24 protein-coding genes are annotated in these 21393 nt (G+C 65.0%); 16 read left to right on the top strand and 8 right to left on the bottom strand.

Annotated features, from left to right (window positions below; translation table 11 throughout):
• The first annotated feature begins 96 nt into the window (after nucleotides 1-96).
• The 12 genes from ABC337_RS11515 (at nucleotide 97) to ABC337_RS11460 (ending at nucleotide 9428) form a co-directional block, all read left to right on the top strand.
• Nucleotides 97-318 (top strand): helix-turn-helix transcriptional regulator, encoded by a 222-nt coding sequence (locus tag ABC337_RS11515; RefSeq protein WP_412883832.1) that lies wholly within the window; start codon nucleotides 97-99, stop codon nucleotides 316-318.
• Nucleotides 319-492: 174 nt separating this feature from the next.
• Complete coding sequence (locus tag ABC337_RS11510; protein WP_412883833.1) at nucleotides 493-870, top strand: DUF3039 domain-containing protein; 378 nt, start codon at nucleotides 493-495, stop codon at nucleotides 868-870.
• Nucleotides 867-992: a hypothetical protein gene (locus tag ABC337_RS11505; RefSeq protein ID WP_412883834.1), complete on the top strand. Its 126-nt coding sequence runs from the start codon at nucleotides 867-869 to the stop codon at nucleotides 990-992. The genes ABC337_RS11510 and ABC337_RS11505 overlap by 4 nt, the downstream gene beginning before the upstream one ends.
• A gap of 28 nt (nucleotides 993-1020) precedes the next feature.
• The gene (locus tag ABC337_RS11500; RefSeq protein WP_412883835.1) at nucleotides 1021-1746 is read left to right on the top strand and encodes a hypothetical protein; all 726 of its coding nucleotides are present in this window, start codon (nucleotides 1021-1023) and stop codon (nucleotides 1744-1746) included.
• Nucleotides 1743-2042, top strand: coding sequence for a hypothetical protein (locus ABC337_RS11495; RefSeq protein ID WP_412883836.1), 300 nt, complete (start codon nucleotides 1743-1745; stop codon nucleotides 2040-2042). The genes ABC337_RS11500 and ABC337_RS11495 overlap by 4 nt, the downstream gene beginning before the upstream one ends.
• A gap of 1 nt (nucleotide 2043) precedes the next feature.
• On the top strand, nucleotides 2044-2214 hold the full coding sequence (locus ABC337_RS11490; RefSeq protein ID WP_412883837.1) for a hypothetical protein: 171 nt from the start codon (nucleotides 2044-2046) through the stop codon (nucleotides 2212-2214).
• A 277-nt stretch (nucleotides 2215-2491) separates the two neighbouring features.
• On the top strand, nucleotides 2492-2644 hold the full coding sequence (locus ABC337_RS11485) for a hypothetical protein (protein ID WP_412883838.1): 153 nt from the start codon (nucleotides 2492-2494) through the stop codon (nucleotides 2642-2644).
• Between the two features lie 11 nt (nucleotides 2645-2655).
• Nucleotides 2656-3480 carry a hypothetical protein gene (locus ABC337_RS11480; protein WP_412883839.1) on the top strand — a complete coding sequence of 275 codons (825 nt, stop codon included), beginning with the start codon at nucleotides 2656-2658 and terminating at the stop codon, nucleotides 3478-3480.
• Between the two features lie 69 nt (nucleotides 3481-3549).
• A complete protein-coding gene (locus ABC337_RS11475) occupies nucleotides 3550-3855 on the top strand; it encodes an HNH endonuclease (RefSeq protein WP_412883840.1) in 306 nt (101 codons plus the stop codon).
• 696 nt (nucleotides 3856-4551) lie between these two features.
• Nucleotides 4552-8268 (top strand): peptidoglycan DD-metalloendopeptidase family protein, encoded by a 3717-nt coding sequence (locus ABC337_RS11470; protein ID WP_412883841.1) that lies wholly within the window; start codon nucleotides 4552-4554, stop codon nucleotides 8266-8268.
• Between the two features lie 302 nt (nucleotides 8269-8570).
• Nucleotides 8571-8969 (top strand): Panacea domain-containing protein, encoded by a 399-nt coding sequence (locus tag ABC337_RS11465; protein WP_412883842.1) that lies wholly within the window; start codon nucleotides 8571-8573, stop codon nucleotides 8967-8969.
• Entirely contained in the window at nucleotides 8970-9428 is a 459-nt protein-coding gene (locus ABC337_RS11460) for a hypothetical protein (protein ID WP_412883843.1), read from the top strand.
• Between the two features lie 8 nt (nucleotides 9429-9436).
• Here ABC337_RS11460 and ABC337_RS11455 read toward each other — a convergent pair whose 3' ends face one another.
• Entirely contained in the window at nucleotides 9437-9667 is a 231-nt protein-coding gene (locus tag ABC337_RS11455) for a helix-turn-helix domain-containing protein (protein ID WP_412883844.1), read from the bottom strand.
• 27 nt (nucleotides 9668-9694) lie between these two features.
• On the opposite strand from ABC337_RS11455, the gene ABC337_RS11450 reads away from it, so the two are divergent.
• Both ABC337_RS11450 and ABC337_RS11445 read left to right on the top strand, forming a co-directional pair.
• On the top strand, nucleotides 9695-9880 hold the full coding sequence (locus tag ABC337_RS11450) for a hypothetical protein (RefSeq protein WP_412883845.1): 186 nt from the start codon (nucleotides 9695-9697) through the stop codon (nucleotides 9878-9880).
• A gap of 248 nt (nucleotides 9881-10128) precedes the next feature.
• Complete coding sequence (locus ABC337_RS11445; RefSeq protein WP_487247083.1) at nucleotides 10129-11571, top strand: IS30 family transposase; 1443 nt, start codon at nucleotides 10129-10131, stop codon at nucleotides 11569-11571.
• A 120-nt stretch (nucleotides 11572-11691) separates the two neighbouring features.
• On the opposite strand, the gene htpX is transcribed toward ABC337_RS11445, so the two are convergent.
• Together htpX and ABC337_RS11435 are read right to left on the bottom strand one after the other, a co-directional pair.
• Nucleotides 11692-12561 (bottom strand): zinc metalloprotease HtpX, encoded by an 870-nt coding sequence (gene htpX / locus ABC337_RS11440; RefSeq protein ID WP_412883846.1) that lies wholly within the window; start codon nucleotides 12559-12561, stop codon nucleotides 11692-11694.
• Nucleotides 12562-12635: 74 nt separating this feature from the next.
• Nucleotides 12636-13907, bottom strand: a complete 1272-nt coding sequence (locus tag ABC337_RS11435; RefSeq protein ID WP_412883847.1) for an MFS transporter — start codon at nucleotides 13905-13907, stop codon at nucleotides 12636-12638.
• Nucleotides 13908-13988: 81 nt separating this feature from the next.
• Between ABC337_RS11435 and ABC337_RS11430 the strand changes: the two genes are divergently transcribed.
• Nucleotides 13989-14456 (top strand): Fur family transcriptional regulator, encoded by a 468-nt coding sequence (locus tag ABC337_RS11430; RefSeq protein WP_412883848.1) that lies wholly within the window; start codon nucleotides 13989-13991, stop codon nucleotides 14454-14456.
• Between the two features lie 26 nt (nucleotides 14457-14482).
• The gene (locus ABC337_RS11425; protein WP_412883849.1) at nucleotides 14483-15979 is read left to right on the top strand and encodes a catalase; all 1497 of its coding nucleotides are present in this window, start codon (nucleotides 14483-14485) and stop codon (nucleotides 15977-15979) included.
• A gap of 100 nt (nucleotides 15980-16079) precedes the next feature.
• Here ABC337_RS11425 and ABC337_RS11420 read toward each other — a convergent pair whose 3' ends face one another.
• The 5 genes from ABC337_RS11420 to ABC337_RS11400 form a co-directional block, all read right to left on the bottom strand.
• The gene (locus ABC337_RS11420; protein ID WP_412883850.1) at nucleotides 16080-16949 is read right to left on the bottom strand and encodes an ABC transporter ATP-binding protein; all 870 of its coding nucleotides are present in this window, start codon (nucleotides 16947-16949) and stop codon (nucleotides 16080-16082) included.
• A complete protein-coding gene (locus ABC337_RS11415) occupies nucleotides 16939-17712 on the bottom strand; it encodes an ABC transporter permease (protein WP_290256021.1) in 774 nt (257 codons plus the stop codon). Before ABC337_RS11415 ends, ABC337_RS11420 begins: the two co-directional genes overlap by 11 nt.
• A complete protein-coding gene (locus ABC337_RS11410; protein ID WP_412883851.1) occupies nucleotides 17709-18554 on the bottom strand; it encodes an ABC transporter permease in 846 nt (281 codons plus the stop codon). The genes ABC337_RS11415 and ABC337_RS11410 overlap by 4 nt, the downstream gene beginning before the upstream one ends.
• A complete protein-coding gene (locus tag ABC337_RS11405; RefSeq protein WP_412883852.1) occupies nucleotides 18551-19534 on the bottom strand; it encodes an ABC transporter substrate-binding protein in 984 nt (327 codons plus the stop codon). The genes ABC337_RS11410 and ABC337_RS11405 overlap by 4 nt, the downstream gene beginning before the upstream one ends.
• 248 nt (nucleotides 19535-19782) lie before the next feature.
• A complete protein-coding gene (locus ABC337_RS11400) occupies nucleotides 19783-21357 on the bottom strand; it encodes an amino acid permease (protein ID WP_412883853.1) in 1575 nt (524 codons plus the stop codon).
• Nucleotides 21358-21393: the final 36 nt, after the last annotated feature.

Genomic DNA, 21393 nt, shown 5'->3' with positions numbered 1-21393 from the left:
CCAACCGACTATAGGTTGACCTCCACAACAATCGGTGGTTCTATATCAATATCGGTTCAACCGATTAGAGGTTGACCACTACGGAGGGAGTGTGCCATGACGGCTCAAATCACCAAGGCCCACAGGGGTCCAGGGGCAGTCAAGCTCCTCACGCTTAGCGAAGTAGCCGAGATGCTGCGCAAGACACCGGCGCAGCTCCGCTGGATGCGACACAACGGTTCTGGGCCGCACGGGGCCAAGCTCGGCGGCCGCGTCATGTACCGCGAGCAGGATGTCATCGACTGGGTGAATGCCGCATTCGAGGACGCGGCCTCCTGATGAGCGGCTGCGGCTGCGAGTGGCCGGGAGAGTGCACCTGCCAGCCGGTGGAACTGCCCGTGACGACACCGGCGAAGGCGTGCAAGATCCGCCTGAAGACAGAGAAAGGCCGCGGCGTTCCCTACGAAGAATCCGCCACGGCCACTGAATCGACATCCAGCGAGGAGTAGATCCGTGATCAAGACTATCAAGACAGACGCCACCGTGACAGAGTTCGCCAAGGCGGCTGAAAGCATCGGCATCAGCCTGCCCGAGCTTGTCGGCCTCCTCGAGCGCATGTTCGGCAGCCGCCTGCCGGAGCGCGCCCAGGAGATTGACCTCCAAACCCTCAAGAGCACCTATGCCGACTTCTTCAACCCGACTGTCCTGCACTACCACCGGAGCGAAGACATCGAGCGGTCGATGGATACGGGTGCAGCTATCACGGCGCTTTGCGGCCTCCGCGGGGCTGTTGGCGCCTCTGCCGAACGATCATCGAAGCCGGGCCGCACCGTTGTGTGTCCGCTGTGCGCCACGGTCTTCGCAGAGCTTCCCCAGGCTGGCCGGAAATGAGGGCGCGAACGGTCCAAAGGGCCGCGCATGCCGCGTTCTGGACCCTCGCCACGTGCGTGGTCTACATCTTCCTGGCCGTGCCACCCACGCTCGCCCGGCTCATCTTCGGCTCGCCCTCCTGAGCCCCGCAAAACGAACGGAACCGCCTTCATGGGAGCACAGAACGTCGCCAAGGTATTCGCCCATTGGAGGCACCTTGGGCACCGGGAGGCACGGGCTCTGGCGTTCATGGCAAACACCGCTCTCGACGCCGACAACCCGCCTGTCTACTTCGGAGGATGGACCGCCGTCGCGGAAGCGCTGGGATACGACGCTGAGGGGAAGCGTGCCAACGCCAAGGAACAGTTCCGAAGGGCCCTTTCGTCGCTAGTTGCAGCTGGAGCTGTCGTTTCGAGCGGACAGGCCCGGCTGGGCGTCCGGGCAGAGTATGCCCTGACATTGGATCCTCAGCTCACCTACCTACCTTCCGGCAGCGGCCGAGCTGGCCGCGGTATCGCCTGGACTGCAACCGCTCGCGAGGACTCCCGAGAGTGTCGCGAATCTGCTGACAGGGGCACCCGAGAGGTGCCCCAGGTGGACCACCTGAGAGGTGCCCCACCAGCCACCGAAAAGGTGCCCCACGTGGGGCACCCGGAAGGTGGAATGAGGGCCACCCAAGAGGTGCCCCCTAGGAGTACTGAGGAACCACAGGGAGGAATACCTGAAGAAGAACAGGGAGGAACAACAATCCGGCCAAGTTACGTAACTAGGGAACCAACGCGCGAGAGAGAAAGCGACAGCGCCTTGGATGCAGATACGTCTCTCGAGGATGAACGGGCCAGGCAGCTGCGGGAACTCGACCAGCTCATAGCCGAACAGAAAAGGAAAGCATCTTGACCATCGACATAAGCACCGACCTCTTCGTAGCCAAACCTGGGAAGCAGAGTACGAACCTCAGGCAGGCGGCATCGCTCACCGCGCAGCCCGCTGTCCAGATCACCGCTACCGGAAAGAGGGAACCCGCCGTCCTGCTTCGGGCCGGCGGGCAGATTCGAGGAGTCCTGCCGCTCGCGGAAGCCCTCAGGGTAGCGACAGAGATGGCAGACATCATCGAGGCGCATCGAGCCAACCAGCGCAGCTCCGGCGGCATGAGGGCCAATGCCCGAACCCAAACGCGACGACAGGAGAACTGAAATGCCGCAGAAGCACGACATCGGGCAGCAAAAGCGCAAGAAGGGCGCCGCAGCAACGCCCATCGCACCGACGAAGCCGGCCAAGCTCGCCATCGACCTTGTTCGCCGAGGCCTCGCAAACCCGCCCATTCTCGACGGGATGACCAGTCGCTTCACCAAAAGCGGGGACTGAACCGTGGCCAGGCACCTGACCGTCACACCCGAAAGCGTCACTGTTGCGGCCGTGACGGTCAGGTGCCCGCGCTGCAACTACCTTCACCAGTACCCGACACAAGAACTCAAGCCGTGGCCGATCGCACCAGGGGACAAACGCACAGTCAAGGCCAAGTGCGTCGAAACCGCCGCCAGGTACGCCCACGCCGGCCACCACGACTCAGCCACAGAACTCATCTGGGGGCCGTCCGGAGCCCGGACCTTCACCATCAAATTCGAGAAACAGGAAAGCCCCAATGACCGAGAAGAAAACCCTCGCCGACGGCCGCAAGCTCTACGGAGCAAAAGCCGGCAAACCAGCAGCCGAACCAGCCGAACCCAACGAGAACGATAAGCCCCGGACCCTCGCCGCCGGCGCGCAGCTCTACAAGACCAAAAACAACAAGTAGGAGAAACTCCCTTGAGCAAGATCAACATCAACGTCCAGCAGACCGAATTCCAGATCGGGCGCCTCATCGCGAACCTCAAGTCGAGAAAGACCAGCATCTCACCGGAACTGCTCGCCGGGCTCCCCTACCCGAACGGAAACGCGCTCGGCCTGATCAACCAGGTAGCCCCACCCCGCGACTACATCGGCGAAGCAGCCCAGGCCGTCCTCAACGGGCAGGATCCCGACCCGATTCTGGCTCTCGCCAACGCCGGCGATCTGCGACCCAAAGTCGGCGAAGTCCTCGCCCGGGATGCCAACCGAAAATACGTCGACGCCCTCAACGCCAACGCGGCCGCCATCATCCGCACGCTCCGCGCTGAAGCCTTCGAGCCCATCATCGAGGCGCTGACCATCTTCCACGACGAACACGGCGCCCAGGCTGACCTCAACGCCGCTGTCAAAGCCGAGAACTTCGACCTCGCAGCCGCCATCCGTGCCGCAGAGGACAGCATCGGAGAAGTCATGACCCTCCACGAAGCACGCCAACTCCTTCACTCTTCCGAGGGGCCCCGCGGTGGAGAAAACCTGTTCATGGACAGCGCCGCCTGGGTTCGCGAGCCGGGAGCCTTCGACGAAGTTGGAGACGCCTCAAAGCTCGACGAACGGAAGGTACCCAACATGCACCGGCTCCAGTGGTGGCTGGACCTGCTCGAAGCCGGGTACACCCCCCACTACCCCACCTACGCCGAATGGCAGGAGCTCCGCACATCACAGGAGTTCACGAACTACCAGCTGACCCACGACGAACCGGAAGAGCCAGTCTTCGCGGCCGGCGTCAAGATGACCGCGAGCTGACCCCGGACACAATGCGCCGCCCCGGCCCTGGCCGGGGCGGCGCCTCACCCCAGCGACAGGAGACCACGGATGACCACCAGCAGGACAGGCACCAGCACGTGGAAGAAGCTTAGGAAGCGAGCGCTTCACCTCGCTCAAGCGCAAGGCCTGACCCACTGCCCCTACTGCAGTGTCCAGCTGGACTACGCGATCAGTCTCACGCCATGCAGCGCCGAGGTCGACCACGTCATCCCGCACTCAAAAGGAGGGCGAGACCGGCGCGATGAGACACAAGTGATCTGCAGGCGCTGCAACCAGTCCAAGGGGAACCGACCAGCACCGAAACGAGTCACAGTCCTCAAAGCCAATCCCCTACGAACGAGCCGGCAATGGTGACCAGAAGCCCGACGACGGCGCACGGAGACCCGAGAGCACCCAGGGGAGCATCCCCTCCGGGGGCCCCGGTTTTTCGCTCCTTCAGCGTAGTGAAATATATCCCCCCGAGCTCCGGCGCCAACGGCAGGAAGTGCTTCTGGTAGCCATTTGGAGGCCTCCAGGCGGTCGAATAGATGGCTTGGAAAGCTTTTTGGGCGCCTGAATTCCTGCCACGGCACAGGGCTTTGGCCAAATCGGAATGCGCCTACTTCCCTTTGTTTTCAAGGAGAAAGTGTGACATTCCATGCGGGCCTGACCAAGAGTTGAAGTACACATAGGAGGAAATGAGTATGAGCGTCAAAAACCCGAGGTGCACCCGATGTGGTCGCCGGTATCGCGGTTCCGACGATTGGTCGGTACAGCTCACCGAGGACGCATCCGCGGCCAATGCAATCTTCTGCCCCGGATGTACAACCCCGGAAGAAAAGTCGGAGGTGACCCTCCGCCACGAACTCGGGCACAAGTTCACTGCGGTCGCGACAGCGGGAGGCAGATGGGTGAATAAGCGCCCAGCCGACACGCCGGAGAATGCCGCTTCTTTGCTATCCAGGATCACCGCTAAGCACGTTGTTAATTCAGACGAATTGAATTAAAATCGAGCTGTCCACACACCCGGGACGCTTAGCCAGAATTGGCGACGAGAGAAACGGGTGACGTGTGCCGACAATCGGGTACGCAGAGATTCTAGTAAGACCCTCATTCAAAGGACTCCAGGAGTCCATCGGCCGTGAGCTCGACGGCATCGGAGAGTCTGCTGGCGACAAGGCCGGCAAGGGTTTCGGGAGCAAGCTGACCGGCGCCGTCACGGGCTTCATGGGCGGCGCACTCAAGGCCGCCGGGATTGCTGGCGGGCTCTCCGTTGGTGGCGCCTTCGGCACTGCGCTCTTCAAGGGCTTCGGTCGGTTGCAGGCCATTGAGAACGCGAAGGCGAAGCTCACCGGCCTGGGCCACGACGTCGAGTCGGTAACGGCCATCATGGAGAACGCCATGGCCGCCGTGAAGGGGACCGCGTTCGGCATGGACGAAGCCGCCACTGTGGCCGCTGGCGCGGTCGCCGCTGGTGTGAAGCCGGGCAAGGAACTGGAACGAACTCTCAAGCTGACCGGTGACGCGGCGACCATCGCTGGCGTCGGGATGGGCGAGATGGGTGCGATATTCAACAAGGTCGCATCGTCGAACAAGATCCAGGGCGACGTCATTGCGCAGCTCAACGACGCTGGCATCCCCATCATCCAGCTGCTCGGTAAGGAGCTCGGCAAGTCTGCCGAGGAGACGGTCAAGCTCGCATCTGAGGGCAAGATCAACTTCGAGACCTTCCAGAAGGCGATGGAGGCTGGTCTTGGTGGCGCCGCACTGAAGTCGGGCGACACCCTGCAGGGCGCTTTCAAGAACACGATGGCTGCCGTCAGCCGCATCGGGGCGAACCTGCTCAGCGGGGTCTACCCGAAGATCCGCGACTTCTTTGCGGGCGCAATCGAGTGGATGAAACCACTCGAAGAGGGAGCGAAGGTCGCCGGGGCCCGCGTCGGCGAGTTCGTGGACCAAGCCATTATCGGCGCCCAGGGTCTCTACGACCTGATCGTGAAGGGCGACTACACGGGGAAGCTCGAAGCCGCGTTCGGCTGGGCTGAGGACTCCCCATTCGTGGATTTCCTCCTGCGGGCCCGAGACGCCTTCATGGCCGCCCGTGAGGGTGTCCTGAATTTCGCCGCCGGGCTCGGTATGGGCCGGGACGAAGTTCAGAAGATCGACGGCGACATCGACCCGTTCGTCAAGGCCGGCTTCGACGTGAAATCTGCTCTTGAGGGCATCGGTTCGTACATCAAGACGGATCTTGTGCCACGCCTGCAGGCGATGGGCCAGTGGGTGAAGGACAACAGGGACTGGCTGGAATCACTGGCCATCGGCGTCGGTGGTGCGGTCGCCGCGTTCAAGATCTACACGACAACGCTCGCCCTCCACGCCCTTGCCACCGGGGGCCTCGCTGCTGCTCAGACGGCTATGGCGTGGACGGCCATCGCGGCATCCTTGGCCTTCTACCGGCTGAACGACGCGATGCGGTCCAACCTTATCGGCATCATCGTTTTCGCCGTGATCGGCCTTGTCACCGCGCTGGTCTGGTTCTTCACGCAGACCGAGATGGGCCGGGACATCGTCAAGAACGTCTGGGGCTTCATCCAGTCCGTGATCGGCGGCGTCGCCGACTGGTTCACCAACACCGTCGTCCCCGGCTGGAACGCAGCTATCTCGGCCATCGGCGGATTCTTCTCCTCCCTGTGGACGGATTGGATCAAGCCGGTATTTGACCGGATTGCTGGTGCCGTTGGGGCAGTTGGTGACGCATTCGGGGCACTGTCGGAGGGTGCCGGCCAAGCATCGTCCGGGGTGGGCTCAGCCTTCGACTGGCTCTACAACACCGTGATCAAGCCTGTCTTCGACGGGATTTCCGCGGCAGTCAAGGTCGTGGGTGACGGGTTCCGGTCCTTCTACGAATCCACGATCAAGCCGGTTTTCGATTCCGCGGCCGTCATCATCGGCGGCTTCCTGCTCTTCTTCCAGGGCGTCGGCCAGCTCATCGCATCGGTCATCACCTACATCCTGGCGCCGATCTTCATGGTCTTCTGGAACCAGATGATCGCCACCTGGACCGGGATCGGCAACACGATCGCGGACTGGTGGAACTTCGCGGTCGGCATCTTCAACGGTGCCGTGGGGTTCGTCCGGGACGTGTTCGCTGCAGCCTTCACTTGGCTGCATGACGTCGTGATTGTCCCGGTCTTCAACGCCATCGGATCGGCCATGCAGTGGGTCTGGGACTCCATCGTCAAGCCCCTCTTCGACTCGTGGGTCAACATGCTCACGGTCGTAATCCCGGCCGCGCTGAACTGGCTCTACGTCAACGCGGTCCAGCCCGTGTTCAACGCGATCGGGTCAGCCGTGAACTGGGTGTGGACCACCATGCTCAAGCCCATCTTCGACATGCTGGCTAACTGCTTCACGGTGGTCATCCCTAATGCCGCCAACTGGATGTACTCGAACGGCATCAAGCCAGTGTTCGACGCGGTTGGCAACGCGATCAAGTCGGTCTGGGATGGTGTGATCAAGCCCGTCTTCCAAGCACTATCGAACTTCATCACGAAGACGATCCCGGATGCATTCACAAAGGGCGTCGACTTCATCAAGACGGCGTGGGACCGGGTGCAGGAGATTGCGAAAGCTCCGGTTCGATTCGTCATCGACACCGTTATCAACGACGGGCTAATCGGAACGTTCAACAAGATCGCCGACGTCCTGCCCGGGATCAAAAAGCTGCCTAACGTCGCCCCGCCGGCCGGTTTCGCCCGCGGCGGCGTGCTGCCGGGCCAATCGTCCTGGCGCAACGGTGACGACCAGCTCGTCCCAATGCGCAAGGGTGAGGGGGTTTACGTCTCCGAAGTCATGCAGGATCCCTATGAGCGGGCCCGCCTTTACGCCATGAACAAGGCCGCGATCATGGGCCGGAAAGCATCCGAGGCACGGGCACTGTTCGGTGAGGGTCTGGCAAAGGGCGGCATCGTGAGCCCCCTGAAGCAGCTACTCGAGACTCAGGGCTACAACCGGGTCCACAAGGGCATCGACTTCGCCGCCGGCGTTGGCACCCCCGTCTTCGCTACCGAGGCGGGCCGGGTTTCCTGGTCCGGCCCTGGCGTTCAGTCGCCGGGCGTCTGGGGTGGTAATGAGATCCACATCGACGGCCAGTCGGGCATTCAGGAGTGGTTCGCTCACCTGTCGAGCATGGCGGTGAAGGTCGGCGACATGGTCCGCGCCGGTCAGCAGATCGGACTGTCGGGCAACACGGGCATCTCGTCCGGACCTCACCTGCACTTCGGTACCTTCTCCGGAGGATGGCCGAACGACATTGACCCTCACGGCTACCTGTCTGGCGCCGGTATCCCATCCGGTGGCGGGTTCAATCCGCTCGCCGGGATCATCGATGGGCTGCTGTCGAAATTCCGGGACGCTTTCCCGGCCGCCGGGATGATCGCTGACCTCGCCATCGGCGTGGGTAAGAAGATCTTCACGAGCGTCTCGGACCTCATCACGGGTGGCGGGAAGGGTTCTGCCGCCGGGGACCCGACCCTGTACGACCTCGGCGGCATCCTGCCGCCGGGCGTATCGCAGGTGGTCAACCGCACGGGCAAGCCGGAGGCGATCCTCAACCCGCAGCAGTGGGCTGACGTCCACCTCATCGCAACGCAGTCCGCCGGCTTCGACAGTGACGCCCTTGATCGTCTCACCGAGGCAGTCAAGAGCGCCCGCCAGATCATCATCCCCGACATGTCGTCGGATCGCGCCAGGGTCCTCGCCCTGTCGCGGGCAATGGAAGGAGTCTGATGCGCGGCACAAGTCGACCAAGGTAGGAATGAGCCCGGGGCGTCCCTAGCGCGTACACCCCGGGCAAGAAGTCGTCTGCTAGGGCCCACCGTACTCAGTGGACTTCCCAAACATGTACACTAAAGTTCAACCAAACCCTGTGGATAAGAGGGTGGGAAAGTAGTGGAATTCTGTGGATAACCTGTGGAATTCTAAACTGAAATGAGGGGTGGCCGTTCTGACGGCCCCAAGCTGGGGAAGCGGTGATATGGGTGGCGAGCGTACATGATGTAGCGGCTTACATCCTGGAGCAGAAAGGCAGCATGTCTGCCATGAAGCTCCAAAAGTTGGTCTACTACTCTCAGGCGTGGCATCTCGTCTGGGAAGAACGGCCCCTCTTTCCCGAGCGGATCGAAGCCTGGGCGAATGGCCCTGTGGCGCCTGACCTGTACTCCAGGCATCGCCGCATGTTTACCGTCAACGACTGGAAGCAATGGGGCAATCCCGATGCTCTCGACGACGGTGAGAAGTCATCGATTGACAACGTCCTAAACTTCTATGGTCCCCGCCCTGCTCACGAACTAAGCGAGCTCACTCACCGGGAAGATCCGTGGAGGAATGCACGCGGAGACCTACCCCCGGGCGCCAACTGTCGTACGGAGATTTCCACCGTAGACATGCACGAGTACTACGACGGGCTCGTCGGCACCTCTCGCTCGTAGATGAGCAACAGGAAGAACCGCGCTAAGACGTTCCCGGAGATTGCGTCCACAACCGCGAGGACCCCGTACGCGGATTTCCCGCCCCCGGAGCGCCGTCCCGTCGCTGGACCCCTGGAGAACGAGGCGCACCTGCGGTTCCGATTCGGGGATGTAGATCACGGCGGAAAGTGGCCCCTGAGTAAGATCGCCAAGGCCGATCATGTCCAGCTTCTGAAGAAGCTCAAACACTATGAAAACCTGACGGTACAAGATGCCAAGCGCACCGGCGCGCTGGCAGATTACGACATGGCCAAGTGTCCAAACAAGCTTGCAACACGGAGGCTCGCCGAGCAGTTCGACGGCCGGGACGACCTCTCCCGGCTCAAAGTAACTGACCAGCAGCGGTTGCTTGGCTTCCGGGTCGGTAACGAGTTCAGCATCGTCTGGTGGGACCCGGCTCATGAGGTGTGGCCCTCCTAGATCCCTATCTATAGATCGCGGAGCGCCTTAGAGACGATGTCGCGCCGTTCCTTGGTCCACGGTTCCTGAGGCTCAGGGGTGGCGATGATGGCCTGGTAGTGCTCTTCGGTGAAGCGATAGAGCCGGCCGATCCTTGTGTGGGGCCACTGGCCTGCCGTGCACTTACGGCGCACCGTGTCAGTCGAAACGTTGAGTCGGGCAGCCAGCTCCGCGGCCGTTAGCATTCGAGGCCCGTCCATCTGCGGAGCATATCTAAGATCAATGCCATGACGATTCCGAAACTTGCCCTCACTTTCGATGAAGTAGCCGAAGCAAGCGGATACAGCGTCCGCACTCTCAAGTACCAGGTAGCCGCGGGTAACCTGCTGGCACGCTACGCGAACTCCAAGGGTGTCATCCGCGTGGAAGACCTGGCGCAGTGGCTAGATGACCTGCCGGCGGAAGCGCCTTAGTCCGCAGAAAGTCCGCAAGAGGTCCGCAAAACGACGCTTTCAGCCAATCGCCACCAACCTCGGAAAGCCCGAAATCTAGCGACAGACAGCATGGAACTGCTTCGCCCAATAAGCCGTCGGCAGTTCGTGAACTTCCGCAGCTAACCTCCCCTGGTTTTCGACGCGCGAAAGGCCTGTCGCTCCCGGTATCCCGGGGCGGGTTCTAGCGGTCGTTGCAACACCCAGAATTTTTGGGAGTTGCAACGACCGTGTCGTCTTTAACGGCAAAGCCACGAACCAGCAAGAGATACACCCAGGAACAGAAGGATCAGTTCTTTACCGTGTTTGACCGGCTGAGGAGCACGCGGGCAGCGGCCAGGGAGCTTGGATTCAGCCCGGATACGTGCGCTGCCTGGGTGCGTAAAGCTGGCTTGAAAGGTCAGGGGAAGCCGGGGGCGCGCCCGCACCAGGGACGGGACGAGTACTTCCGGTTGCGCGGTACCGGCTGGAGCCGGCGGGAGGCGGCCACGATGGTCGGCGTGCATCCCAGGACGGCGGCGGAGTGGGACCTTGGGATCCGTAAGTCCAACGGCCGACGTATTTACCCTGATGGTCGCATGGTCGATTACAAACGTGGTGTGACCACAATGACCACGCCCGCTGCCGGGCTCGGAATGGCGCCCGTTCCTGCGATGCCGGTGTCGGCGCTGGAGAAGACCATCGATTCGCGGTTTCTGAGTGTGCAGGAGCGGGAACTGATCCGGGATCTGCAGGCCGCAGGCTCCTCAATCAGGGCAATCGCCCAGGCGCTTGGTCGTGCGCCGTCATCGATCAGCCGGGAGCTGCGCCGGAACGCCGATGCGCGGATGGGGTATCTGCCGCACGGGGCTCACCGGAAAGCCGCCGCCCGCCGGAGACGCCCCAAGATGGCCAAGCTCGCGGGCGGGTCGGACCTGCGTGACTATGTGAAGGGGAAATTGCTCATACGCTGGTCACCGGAACAGATCAGCCACACGCTGGTCGAGGAGTTCCCCGACAACCCGGAGATGCGTGTGAGTCCCGAGACGATTTACCAGGCCCTCTACGTCCAGGCGCGGGGCGGGCTTAAACGCGAAGTCCAGGCGGCGCTGCGCACCGGCCGGACCCGCCGTAAATCCCACCGGACAGGGGAACAACGCACCCCCAGGTTCGTGGATCCGATGGTCATGATTTCCGAGCGGCCACCAGAGGTCGAGGACCGGGCCGTGCCCGGGCATTGGGAAGGAGACCTCATCACCGGCGCGCTGAACCAGTCAGCGATCGGCACCCTGGTCGAACGCACCACCCGCTACGTCATGCTCGTCCACCTGCCCGGGAACCACACGGCCGAAACCGTCCGCGATGGACTCATCAACACCATGGCCGCCCTGCCGGCGCACCTGCGCGGCTCACTGACCTGGGACCAGGGAGCGGAAATGGCAGGGCACAAAACCTTCACCCTCGCCACCGACATGCAGGTCTACTTCTGCGACCCCGCCAGCCCATGGCAACGCGGCTCGAACGAAAACACCAACGGGCTGCTGCGCCAGTACTTCCCCAAAGGCACGGACCTTTCCGCCTACGGCCCCGAAGACCTCGAACACGTAGCCCAGGAACTCAACGGCCGCCCACGCAAAACGCTCGGCTGGAAAACTCCAGCCGAGCGTCTGCGTGATTTACTAATACCCACCTAACCAGCAGGTGTTGCAACGACCCCTAGAAACCGCCCGGCAGCGGCAGGCCTTTTGCGTGTCGCGGGGCGCATCCCGCGTCCCTGAGCGACGTACGGTCCCGGAGCGGTGAGATGAAGGGCCCTAGCCCAGCCGCTGGCCCGCCATCCGTTCCAGCCGGTCGATCCGGTCGTCCATCGGTGGGTGGGTGGAGAACATCCGGGCCATGCCCCCGCCGCGGAAGGGGTTGGCGATCATCAGGTGCGAGGCGTTGACCAGCCGCTGGTCCTGCGGCAGCGGCGCCAGCTGCACCCCCTGTTCGATTTTGCGCAGCGCCGAGGCCAGCGCCAGCGGATCCCCGGTCAGCGCCGAGCCGTCCTCGTCGGCGTCGTACTCGCGGGTGCGGGAGATCGCCATCTGGATCAGGGACGCCGCGAACGGCGCCAGAATCGACATGGCCAGCAGGGCGAGCGGGTTGGCGTTCCGGCGGTCCCCGCCGCCAAAAAAGAGCAGCAGCTGCCCCACCGAGGTGATCACGCCGGCGACGGCGGCCGCGACCGAGGAGGTGAGGATGTCGCGGTTGTAGACGTGCATCAGCTCGTGCCCCAGGACGCCGCGGAGTTCCCGCAGGTCCAGCAGCTGCAAGATGCCCTGCGTGCAGCAGACGGCGGCGTGCTGCGGATCGCGGCCGGTGGCGAACGCGTTGGGCGCCATGGTCGGGGAGATGTAGATCCGCGGCATCGGCTGGTTGGCCCGGGCGGAGAGCTCCCGGACGATCTGGTACAGCTGCGGCGCCTCGGCCTCCGAGACCGGGAAGGCCTGCATGGCCCGGATGGCGAGATTGTCGCTGTTCCAGTAGCCGTAGAAGGTGGTGCCGACGCCGATCAGCGCCATGATCCACAGCGGGGCCGAGCTGCGGGTCCCGGACGCGATCAGGGCACCCAGCGCCAGCAGCACCGCCCACAGGGCACCGAACAGGGCGGCCGTCTTCAGGCCGTTGTGATGGTTGTGCACAGATCCTCCCAAGCCAAACCGGAACCGTCCCCCGGTGCGGAAACACCGGGCCGGTCCACTCTGAAAACGAACCGCTACGGCACCGGGTTCCGGGCATCATAGCGAAGGAAACCGGACTGCCACCGGGCCACCAGCCAGGCCGCAACGGCGCACAGGACGCCCCCGGCCAGGAGCACCCAGCCCTCGCTCAGCACCTTGGTCGCACCGCCGGCCAACAGGTCCCCCACGCGAGGCCCGCCGGCGACGACGACAACAAAAACCCCCTGCAGCCTGCCGCGGAGATGATCGGGTGCGGCGGACTGCAGGATGGTGGTCCGGAAGACGGCGCTGACCGAGTCGGCGATGCCGGCGAGCGCGCAGCAAAGCGCGGCGGGAATCAGCCAGGCCGTCACGCCGGCACCGCCGGAGCGGCCGGCCAGGACGACGACGAGCCCCAGCCCGGCGACCGAGGCGCCCCACCCCATCACGGACCAGACCACGGCAGCCCCCTGGGCGCGGACGCCGCCGAGGGGACCGGAGAACAGCCCGGCCAGGAAGGCGCCCACGGCGGTGGCGGCCAGCAGGATGCCGACCGTGGCCTCCCCGCCGCCGATCATCAGGGCGCCAATGGCCGGCAGCAGGGCCCGAGGCTGGGCGAGGATCATGGCGATCAGGTCGATCACGAAGGTCATCCGCAGGTTGGGCCGGGTGCCGAGGAACCGGAATCCTTCCACCACGGAGCGCAGCCCGGCCCGGTGCGTCACCCGGTCCGGCGGCATGGGCGGCAGCTTGACCAGGGCCCAGACCACGAACGCGAAGCTGGCCACGTCGATGGTGTAGGTCCAGGCGAAGCCGATAGTGGCGACAAGGACGCCGGCCAGCAGCGGCCCGGCGGTCATGGAGAGGCCCATGCTCATCATGGACAGGGCGTTCGCGGCCGGCAGTAGCTCCTTGCGCACCAAAACCGGGATGATCGCGCTGCGGGCCGGCTGGTTGATGGCCTGGGCGCCGCTCTGGACCGCCACCAGGGCGTAGAGCAGCCAGACGTTGCCCACCTGCAGCCAGGCCTGAAGCGCCAGGCAGCCGGTGGTCAGCCAGAGGACGGAGGAGGCCAGCAGGGCCACCCGGCGCCGGTCGTGGGCGTCGGCGATCGATCCGCCCAGCAGGCCGCCGAGAACCAGCGGGACCAGCGCGAAGATGCTCAGCAGGCCGACGTAGAAGCTGTCCTGGGTGAGGCGGTACACCTCGAGGCTCACGGCCACGAGGGTGAGCTGGCTGCCGACGGCGGAGGCCGCGGTTCCCAGCCACAGGCGGCGGAACGCCGGGCTCTCGCGAAGCGGCGTGATGTCAGCCAGGAATTTCCCCACCCGGCAACTCTAATGGGACGGCAAGACTAACTAAGTCCCGCCTTATTGCGACTTGCTAAAAATAGATGCTTGAATGGGACCATGAAGGCTACCCCCGGCAGCAGCGACGCATGGGCCGAGGCCCTGCGCGCCCACGGCCGCCGGGTGACCAAACAGCGGCTGGCCGTGCTCGACGCCGTCGAACGCCACCCGCATTCGCCGGCCGAGCGCATCCTGGCCGCCGCGCGGGAGGAACTCCCGGAGCTCACCGCCCAGTCGGTCTACGTGGTCCTGGGCGACCTCACCGAGCTGCAGATGCTGCGCCGCTTCGAACCCCCGCACTCCCCCGCCCTGTACGAGACCCGGGTGGGCGACAACCACCACCACGCCGTCTGCATCGGGTGCGGAAAAGTGGAGGACGTCGAGTGCGCCGTCGGCCACGCCCCCTGCCTGACCCCGCAGTGGGGCTCCGGGACCGCACCGATGACCATCCAGATCGCCGATGTCCTGTACCAAGGCATCTGCGAAGAGTGCCAGCGCACCCAAAAACTGCCCGCCCACAGCAACTAGGTTCACAACAACAATTGAGGAGAACGATGACTCAGAACATTTCTGTGCCCGTGTCCACGACCCAGTCCGGAGCGCCGGTCACGTCGGACGCACACTCGCAGTCCGTCGGTGCGGACGGCGCCATCATCCTGACCGATCACTACCTGATCGAAAAGCTCGCCCAGTTCAACCGCGAGCGGGTTCCGGAGCGCGTCGTGCACGCCAAGGGCGGCGGTGCCTTCGGCACGTTCAAGACCACCGAGGATGTCTCGAAGTACACCAAGGCAGCCCTCTTCCAGCCGGGCACCGAGACGGACATGCTGATCCGCTTCTCCTCCGTCGCGGGCGAGGCCGGCTCGGCCGACACCCTGCGCGACCCGCGCGGCTTCGCGATCAAGTTCTACACCTCCGAGGGCAACTACGACCTCGTGGGCAACAACACCCCGGTGTTCTTCATCCGCGACGGCATCAAGTTCCCGGACTTCATCCACTCCCAGAAGCGCCTGCCGGGCTCGCACCTGCGCGACGCCGACATGCAGTGGGACTTCTGGACCCTCTCCCCCGAGTCCGCCCACCAGGTCACCTGGCTGATGGGTGACCGCGGCCTGCCCGCCACCTGGCGCGAGATGCAGGGCTACGGCTCGCACACCTACCAGTGGATCAACGCCGAGGGCGAGCGCTTCTGGGTCAAGTACCACTTCAAGTCCAACCAGGGCGTCAAGTCCCTGACCAACGACGAGGCGGCGGAACTGGCCGGCAACGACGCGGACTTCTACATCCGCGACCTGCGCGAAAACATCGACGCCGGGAACTTCCCCGCCTGGGACCTGCACGTCCAGGTCATGCCCTACGAGGACGCGAAGACCTACCGCTTCAACCCGTTCGACCTGACCAAGGTGTGGCCGCACAGCGACTACCCGCTGATCAAGGTCGGCACCATGGAGCTGACCAAGAACCCGGAGAACTACTTCGCGCAGATCGAGCAGGCCACCTTCGCGCCGTCGAACTTCGTGCCGGGCATCGCCGCCTCCCCGGACAAGATGCTGCAGGCCCGCATCTTCTCCTACGCGGACGCGCACCGCTACCGCGTGGGCACCAACCACGCCCAGCTGCCGGTCAACGCCCCGAAGAACGAGGTGCACAACTACAGCCAGGACGGCGCGGCCCGCTACCACTTCAACGCCCCGACCGTTCCGGTCTACGCACCGAACTCCCTGGGCGGCCCCGCCGCCGTCGAGCCGCAGAACCCGGCCGGCGGCTGGGAGAACGACGGCGCACTCACCCTCTCCGCGCACTCCCTGCACGCCGAGGATGACGACTTCGGCCAGGCCGGCACGATGTACCGCGAGGTCTACGACGACGCCGCCAAGGCCCGGTTCCTTGAGACCATCACCACCGCTGTGGGCGGCGTGAAGAACGCCGACATCAAGGAACGCGCCATCCAGTACTGGACCAACGTCGACGCCGAGCTCGGCGCCAAGCTGCGCTCCAACCTCGGTGCCGCCAACCCGTCCGACGCCGAGGCCGCCAACAAGATGGCCTAGGCGTCCCCTGGACACCACAGCGCCCCGCCGCGGATCTTCCGCGGCGGGGCGCTGTTGTATGCGGGTAGTGTCGTGTGGGCCAGGCTCAGGTAGGCCAGCGTCAGGCGGGTTTGGCCGCGCTGCCGGCCGGGGCGGGTTCCGCCGCGGCGGGGCGGTGGCCCTTCTTGGCCAGCTGGATCTGCTCGTACACGTGGTGCCGGAGCTCGGTGAACCGCGGCAGGGACCGGGTCTCCAGCTGGTCCCGCTCCACCGGCAGGTCGATCCGGATGTCCTCCTGGACCACCGTGGGCGAGCTGGAGAGGATGATGACCCGTTCGCCCAGGTAGACCGATTCGTCGATGTCGTGGGTGACGAAGAGGACGGTCACGCCGAACTTCTTCCAGATCGTCCGGATCAGGTCCTCGAGGTCGGCGCGGGTCTGGGCGTCCACAGCGGCGAACGGCTCGTCCATCAGCAGCACCTCGGGCTGGTAGGCGATGGCCCGGGCGATCGCCACACGCTGCTGCATGCCGCCGGAGAGCTGCCAGGGGTAGGAGCGCGGCACGTGGGACAGGCCCACAGCCTCCAGCGCCTCGTCCACCAGCCGGTCGCGTTCGGCCTTCGGCACGCCCTGGTTCTTCAGCGGCAGCGCCACGTTGTCCCGGACCCGCATCCAGGGAAAGAGGGAGCGGCCGTACTCCTGGAAGACCACCGCCATCTTCTTCGGCGGACCGGAGACGCGCTTGCCGTCGAGCAGGACCTCTCCCTCGGTGGGCGCCATCAGGCCCGAGATGCACTTGAGCAGGGTGGTCTTGCCCGAGCCCGAGGGGCCCACCAGGCACGCCAGTTCCCCGGCGCGCAGGTCGAACGTGAGGTTGCGGACGGCCTCGATGTCGCCGCCGTCGGTCTGGTAGACCTTCTTCAGTCCGCGGACCGAGAGCATGGCCTCCGGCCGGATGGTCCCGGCCTCGGGTGTGGTGTCAGGCTGCATTTTCTACCTCTTTCTGGCCGTGGTACCAGCGCAGGATGTTCCGCTCGGCCCACTGGAAGATGAACGACATCGTCACGCCCAGCAGCCCCAGCACCACGATGCCGGACCACATTTCCGGGATGGCGAAAGAACGCTGGAACTGCACGATGGTGAAGCCAAGCCCGGAGGACGAGGCGAACATTTCGGAGATGACCATCAGGATCAGCCCGAGCGAGAGCGACTGGCGGACGCCGGCCAGGATCTGCGGGCTGGCCGAGGGCAGCACCAGGTACCGGACCCGGGCCCAGCCGGAGATTCCGTAGGTGTGGGCCGAGTCGGAGAGGACACCGTCGACGGCGCGGACGCCCTCGATGGTGTTCAGCAGCACCGGCCAGACGCAGCCGGAGATGATCACCGCGATTTTCATGGAGTCGGTGATGCCCATCAGCAGCATCAGGACCGGGACCAGCACCGGCGGCGGGATGGCCCGGAAGAACTCCAGGGTGGGTTCCAGCAGGGCGCGCAGCCACCGGACGGAGCCGATCACCACGCCGCCGACGACGCCGATCGCGATCGCCGCGACGACGCCCACCAGGAGCCTGCCAATGCTCGGCAGCACGTCGGAGAAGAACCGCGGGCCGAACCAGGTCTGGGCGAACTTCTGCACCAGCGCCGCCGGCGTCGGCACGAAGAAGTTCACCGCGCCCAGGGTGGAGGCCCACCAGAGCAGGACGAGCAGCACCGGCAGCGCCAGCACGTAGCCCAGGGTTTTCAGGGCCTTCATACAATCACCTCGGAGCGGACGGAGGAGTGCCAGGACAGCGTCTTCTTCTCGATCAGCCGCATCAGGGCGTTGATCACGACGCCGATCAGGCCGGTGGCCAGCACCAGGGCGTACATCCCGGAGATGGCGCCGCCGGACTGCGCCAGCGCGATCTCCCGGCCCAGGCCCGGGGAACCGATCACGAGCTCGGCCGTGATCGCGAGGACCAGTGCCACGGTGGCCGCCAGCCGCACGCCGGTCATCAGGTAGGGCAGCGCCGTCGGGAAGACGACGTAGCGGATCCGGGCCAGCGGCCCGAGCCCGTAGGTCTTGGCCGTGTTGTTGGCGACCATGTCGACGTCGGCCACGCCGTAGAGCACCTGGATCAGGACCTGCCAGAAGGCGGCGTAGGTGATCAGCATCAGCGAGGATTCCAGCTTCACGCCGAACAGCAGCACGGCCAGCGGAATCAGCGCCACCGACGGGATGGGCCGCAGGAACTCCACCGTGGAGTTGGTGGCCCGGCGGAGGAAGGTGCTGGACCCGATCACGAAGCCCAGCACGACGGCGAGGACGATCGCGAGGACCAGTCCCAGGAACCAGGCCTTCATGGTCTCCCCCACCGAAACCCAGAACGCGGTGAGGCCCAGGTCGCGGACCAGTGCCATCACCACCTCGCTGGCCGGCGGCAGGTACTTGGCGTCGATCAGGCCGAGCCGCGGAATCAGTTCCCAGGTGGCCAGGAAGCCGAAGATCCCGGCCAGGCCCAGCAGCCGCTGGCCGGGGAAGGCGCGTTTGCCCGTGCGGCGGCCGCGTCCCGCACGGGTCGAGCGGCCGCCGGTGGCGAGGGCGTCGGCGCTCACGGCAGCAGGTCGCCCGCGTTCGGGGCCTTGGAGAGGGTGCCGTATTTGGCGGCGGCGTCGCCCAGGGTCTTGAAGGCGTCCTTGTCGAAGTTGACCGTCCAGTGCGTGAGGGTCATCTTGGAGCGGGCGGCCTCGTCGATCTTGGTGTACGTGCCCACGATGTCCCGGACTTCCTGCGGGTGGGCCTGGGCGTACTCGAGGGACTTGTTCATGGCCCGGGTGAACTTCTGGGTCAGCTCCGGCTTGTTCTTGATGGTGTCGGCCTTGGTGAAGTACCCGGCGATGTCCAGCTTGGGGCTGACGTCCACGAAGTTCCAGGACACCACCGTGCCGCCGTCGGCCAGGGCCTTGGACATGAAGGGTTCGAGGATCCAGGCCGCGTCGACCTGCTTGTTGGCGATGGCTGCCGGCGCGTCCGGGAAGGCCACCTCGACGAACTTCACGGAAGAGGGGTCGCCGCCGTCCTTCTCGATCGCGGACTTGATGCTGGTGTCGCCGATGTTGGAGAGGTTGTTCACGGAGACGGTCTTGCCGGCCAGGTCCTTGGCGGACTTGATCGAGGAACCGGCCGGAACGACGACGCCGCCGACGTCCTTGCCCTTCTCACCCGTGGTGGAGGCGCCGTTGGCGACGAACTTCAGGTCGAGGCCCTTGTCCTTGGCAACCATCACGGAGATCAGGTTGGAAAAGGCGAAGTCGAAGCTGCCGCTGACGACGCCGGGGACGATCGCGGCGCCGCCGGTGGCGGTCTGGATGTCCAGTTGGAGTCCCTCGTCCCTGAAGAAGCCCAACTTGTTGCCCAGGTAGACCGGCGCGCAGTCGACGATCGGAATGACGCCGACGCTGACCTTGGTCAGGTCTCCCCCGCCGGCGGCCCCGCCCTGGGCGGTGCCGCCCGTCGAGCTGGGCGATCCGCTGCCGCAGGCCGCAAGGGCCAGGACGGACGCGGCCGCCAGCAGGGAGAAGGTACGACGTAACATGTTCACTCCTTTGTGCACTGCGGCCCGGGAGTGACTCGCCCCCAACCACCGCCAATGTTCGCTTTTCGAACAAACGTTCAAATATCAAGTCTGGTCTAAGGCTACTGTGAGGTCAACCACATTCGGGGCATTGTTACGGCTCTGAGACAGGCGTCAGGGCACAGCAAAGCGGGGCCACTCCGGTCCGGTCCGGCGGTGCCGGACGGGACGGAATGACCCCGCTGTGCGGTGCTGCGGGAGGCTGCCCGCTAGGGGCGGGAGACTTCCTCGGAGGCGACGGTGCCGGGTTTATCAGTGGAGGGTTCGCCGGTACCAACAGCGGCCGGGCCGCTGACGGACGCCCGCGCCTCGGCGAACTTCTCGTTCAGCCGGGAGTGCCGGCGGCCGTAGGAGAAGTAGATGATGATGCCCACCACGAGCCAGAGGGCGAAGAAGATCCAGGTCTCCACGGCCAGGTTGGTCATCAGGTAGAGGCAGAGCACGGCGGAGACCACCGGAACCACCTTGCCGAACGGCACGCGGAAGGAGGGCTTGAGGTCCGGCCGCTTTTTGCGCAGGACCAGGATGCCCAGGCTGACCATCACGAAGGCGGACAGCGTGCCGATGTTGATCATTTCCTCCAGCAGGTCCACCTTGGTCAGGCCGGCCACCAGGGCCACGGCGGCACCGCAGATGATCTGCAGCCGGGCCGGGGTGGCGCGGATGGTGCTGGTCTTGGACAGGGAGCGCGGCAGCAGGCCGTCGCGGCTCATCGCGAGGACCACGCGGGAGAGGCCCATCAGCAGCACCATGATCACCGTGGTCAGGCCCACCAGCGAGCCGAAGGCGATCACCTTGGCGGCGTCGTTGTTGCCCACGGCCTCGAACGCGGTGGTGAGCGTGGGGCTCTCCGCCTCCGCGAGCTTGCTGTAGGGGACCATGCCGGTCAGCGCGAGCGAGACCAGGATGTAGAGCACGGTGACGATCGCGAGGCCGCCGAAGATGCCGCGCGGCAGGGTCTTCTGCGGGTTCTTGACCTCCTCGGCGGAGGTGGCGACGACGTCGAAGCCGATGAAGGCGAAGAAGACCAGCGCGGCACCGGCGAAGATGCCGAGGGTGCCGTACTGGGCGGGGGCCGCGCCGGTGAGGAAGCCGAAGAAGGACTGCTTGAGCACGTCGGTGGTGCCGGTGCCGCCGGTGGGCTGGGAGGCCGGGACGAACGGGCTGTAGTTCTCAAACTTCACGTAGGTGAAGCCGACGACGATGACGAAGAGGACGACGGCGATCTTGATCAGCGTGAAGACGTTGCCGACGCGGGCGGAGAGCTTTGTCCCCAGCACCAGCAGCACGGTGAAGATGGCCACGATCAGGAAGGCCCCCCAGTAGAGGTCGACCCCACCGAGGGAGATGGACGGCGGGACGTCGAGCCCCATCAGCGCGAAGACCTTGCTGAGGTAGATGCCCCAGTACTTGGCGATCACGGCGCCGGCGGTGAACAGTTCCAGGATCAGGTTCCAGCCGATGATCCAGGCCAGCACCTCGCCCATGGTGGCGTAGGTGAAGACGTAGGCGGAGCCGGCCACGGGGATGGCGGTTGCGAACTCGGCGTAGCACATGATGGCCAGGGCACAGGTGACGGCCGCGATGGCGAAGGAGATGGTGACGGCGGGGCCGGCGAAGTTGGCGGCGGCCTTGGCACCGACCGAGAAGATCCCGGCGCCGACGGCGACGGCGACGCCCATGATCATCAGGTCCCAGGTGCTGAGCGAGCGCTTGAGCTTGCGGCCGGGCTCTTCGGCGTCGGCCATCGACTGCTCGACGGACTTGGTCCGGAAAAGGTTCATAGGAAGGTCCAGGGTCTCTATAGCAGGGGAAAACGG

It is taken from the genome of Arthrobacter phoenicis, from assembly GCF_047238215.1.
In the GTDB taxonomy this organism is placed as follows: Bacteria; Actinomycetota; Actinomycetes; order Actinomycetales; family Micrococcaceae; genus Arthrobacter.
This window is presented reverse-complemented; position numbering and strand designations above follow the sequence as displayed.

Excerpts from the sequence above, each read along its gene's own strand:
- ABC337_RS11515 (WP_412883832.1), top strand. The coding sequence starts at position 97 with ATGACGGCTCAAATCACCAAGGCCCACAGGGGTCCAGGGGCAGTCAAG.
- ABC337_RS11505 (WP_412883834.1), top strand. The coding sequence starts at position 867 with ATGAGGGCGCGAACGGTCCAAAGGGCCGCGCATGCCGCGTTCTGGACC.
- ABC337_RS11500 (WP_412883835.1), top strand. The coding sequence starts at position 1,021 with ATGGGAGCACAGAACGTCGCCAAGGTATTCGCCCATTGGAGGCACCTT.
- ABC337_RS11490 (WP_412883837.1), top strand. The coding sequence starts at position 2,044 with ATGCCGCAGAAGCACGACATCGGGCAGCAAAAGCGCAAGAAGGGCGCC.
- ABC337_RS11485 (WP_412883838.1), top strand. The coding sequence starts at position 2,492 with ATGACCGAGAAGAAAACCCTCGCCGACGGCCGCAAGCTCTACGGAGCA.
- ABC337_RS11475 (WP_412883840.1), top strand. The coding sequence starts at position 3,550 with ATGACCACCAGCAGGACAGGCACCAGCACGTGGAAGAAGCTTAGGAAG.
- ABC337_RS11465 (WP_412883842.1), top strand. The coding sequence starts at position 8,571 with ATGTCTGCCATGAAGCTCCAAAAGTTGGTCTACTACTCTCAGGCGTGG.
- ABC337_RS11460 (WP_412883843.1), top strand. The coding sequence starts at position 8,970 with ATGAGCAACAGGAAGAACCGCGCTAAGACGTTCCCGGAGATTGCGTCC.
- ABC337_RS11455 (WP_412883844.1), bottom strand. The coding sequence starts at position 9,667 with ATGGACGGGCCTCGAATGCTAACGGCCGCGGAGCTGGCTGCCCGACTC.
- ABC337_RS11450 (WP_412883845.1), top strand. The coding sequence starts at position 9,695 with ATGACGATTCCGAAACTTGCCCTCACTTTCGATGAAGTAGCCGAAGCA.
- ABC337_RS11430 (WP_412883848.1), top strand. The coding sequence starts at position 13,989 with ATGAAGGCTACCCCCGGCAGCAGCGACGCATGGGCCGAGGCCCTGCGC.
- ABC337_RS11425 (WP_412883849.1), top strand. The coding sequence starts at position 14,483 with ATGACTCAGAACATTTCTGTGCCCGTGTCCACGACCCAGTCCGGAGCG.
- ABC337_RS11420 (WP_412883850.1), bottom strand. The coding sequence starts at position 16,949 with ATGCAGCCTGACACCACACCCGAGGCCGGGACCATCCGGCCGGAGGCC.
- ABC337_RS11415 (WP_290256021.1), bottom strand. The coding sequence starts at position 17,712 with ATGAAGGCCCTGAAAACCCTGGGCTACGTGCTGGCGCTGCCGGTGCTG.
- ABC337_RS11405 (WP_412883852.1), bottom strand. The coding sequence starts at position 19,534 with ATGTTACGTCGTACCTTCTCCCTGCTGGCGGCCGCGTCCGTCCTGGCC.
- ABC337_RS11400 (WP_412883853.1), bottom strand. The coding sequence starts at position 21,357 with ATGAACCTTTTCCGGACCAAGTCCGTCGAGCAGTCGATGGCCGACGCC.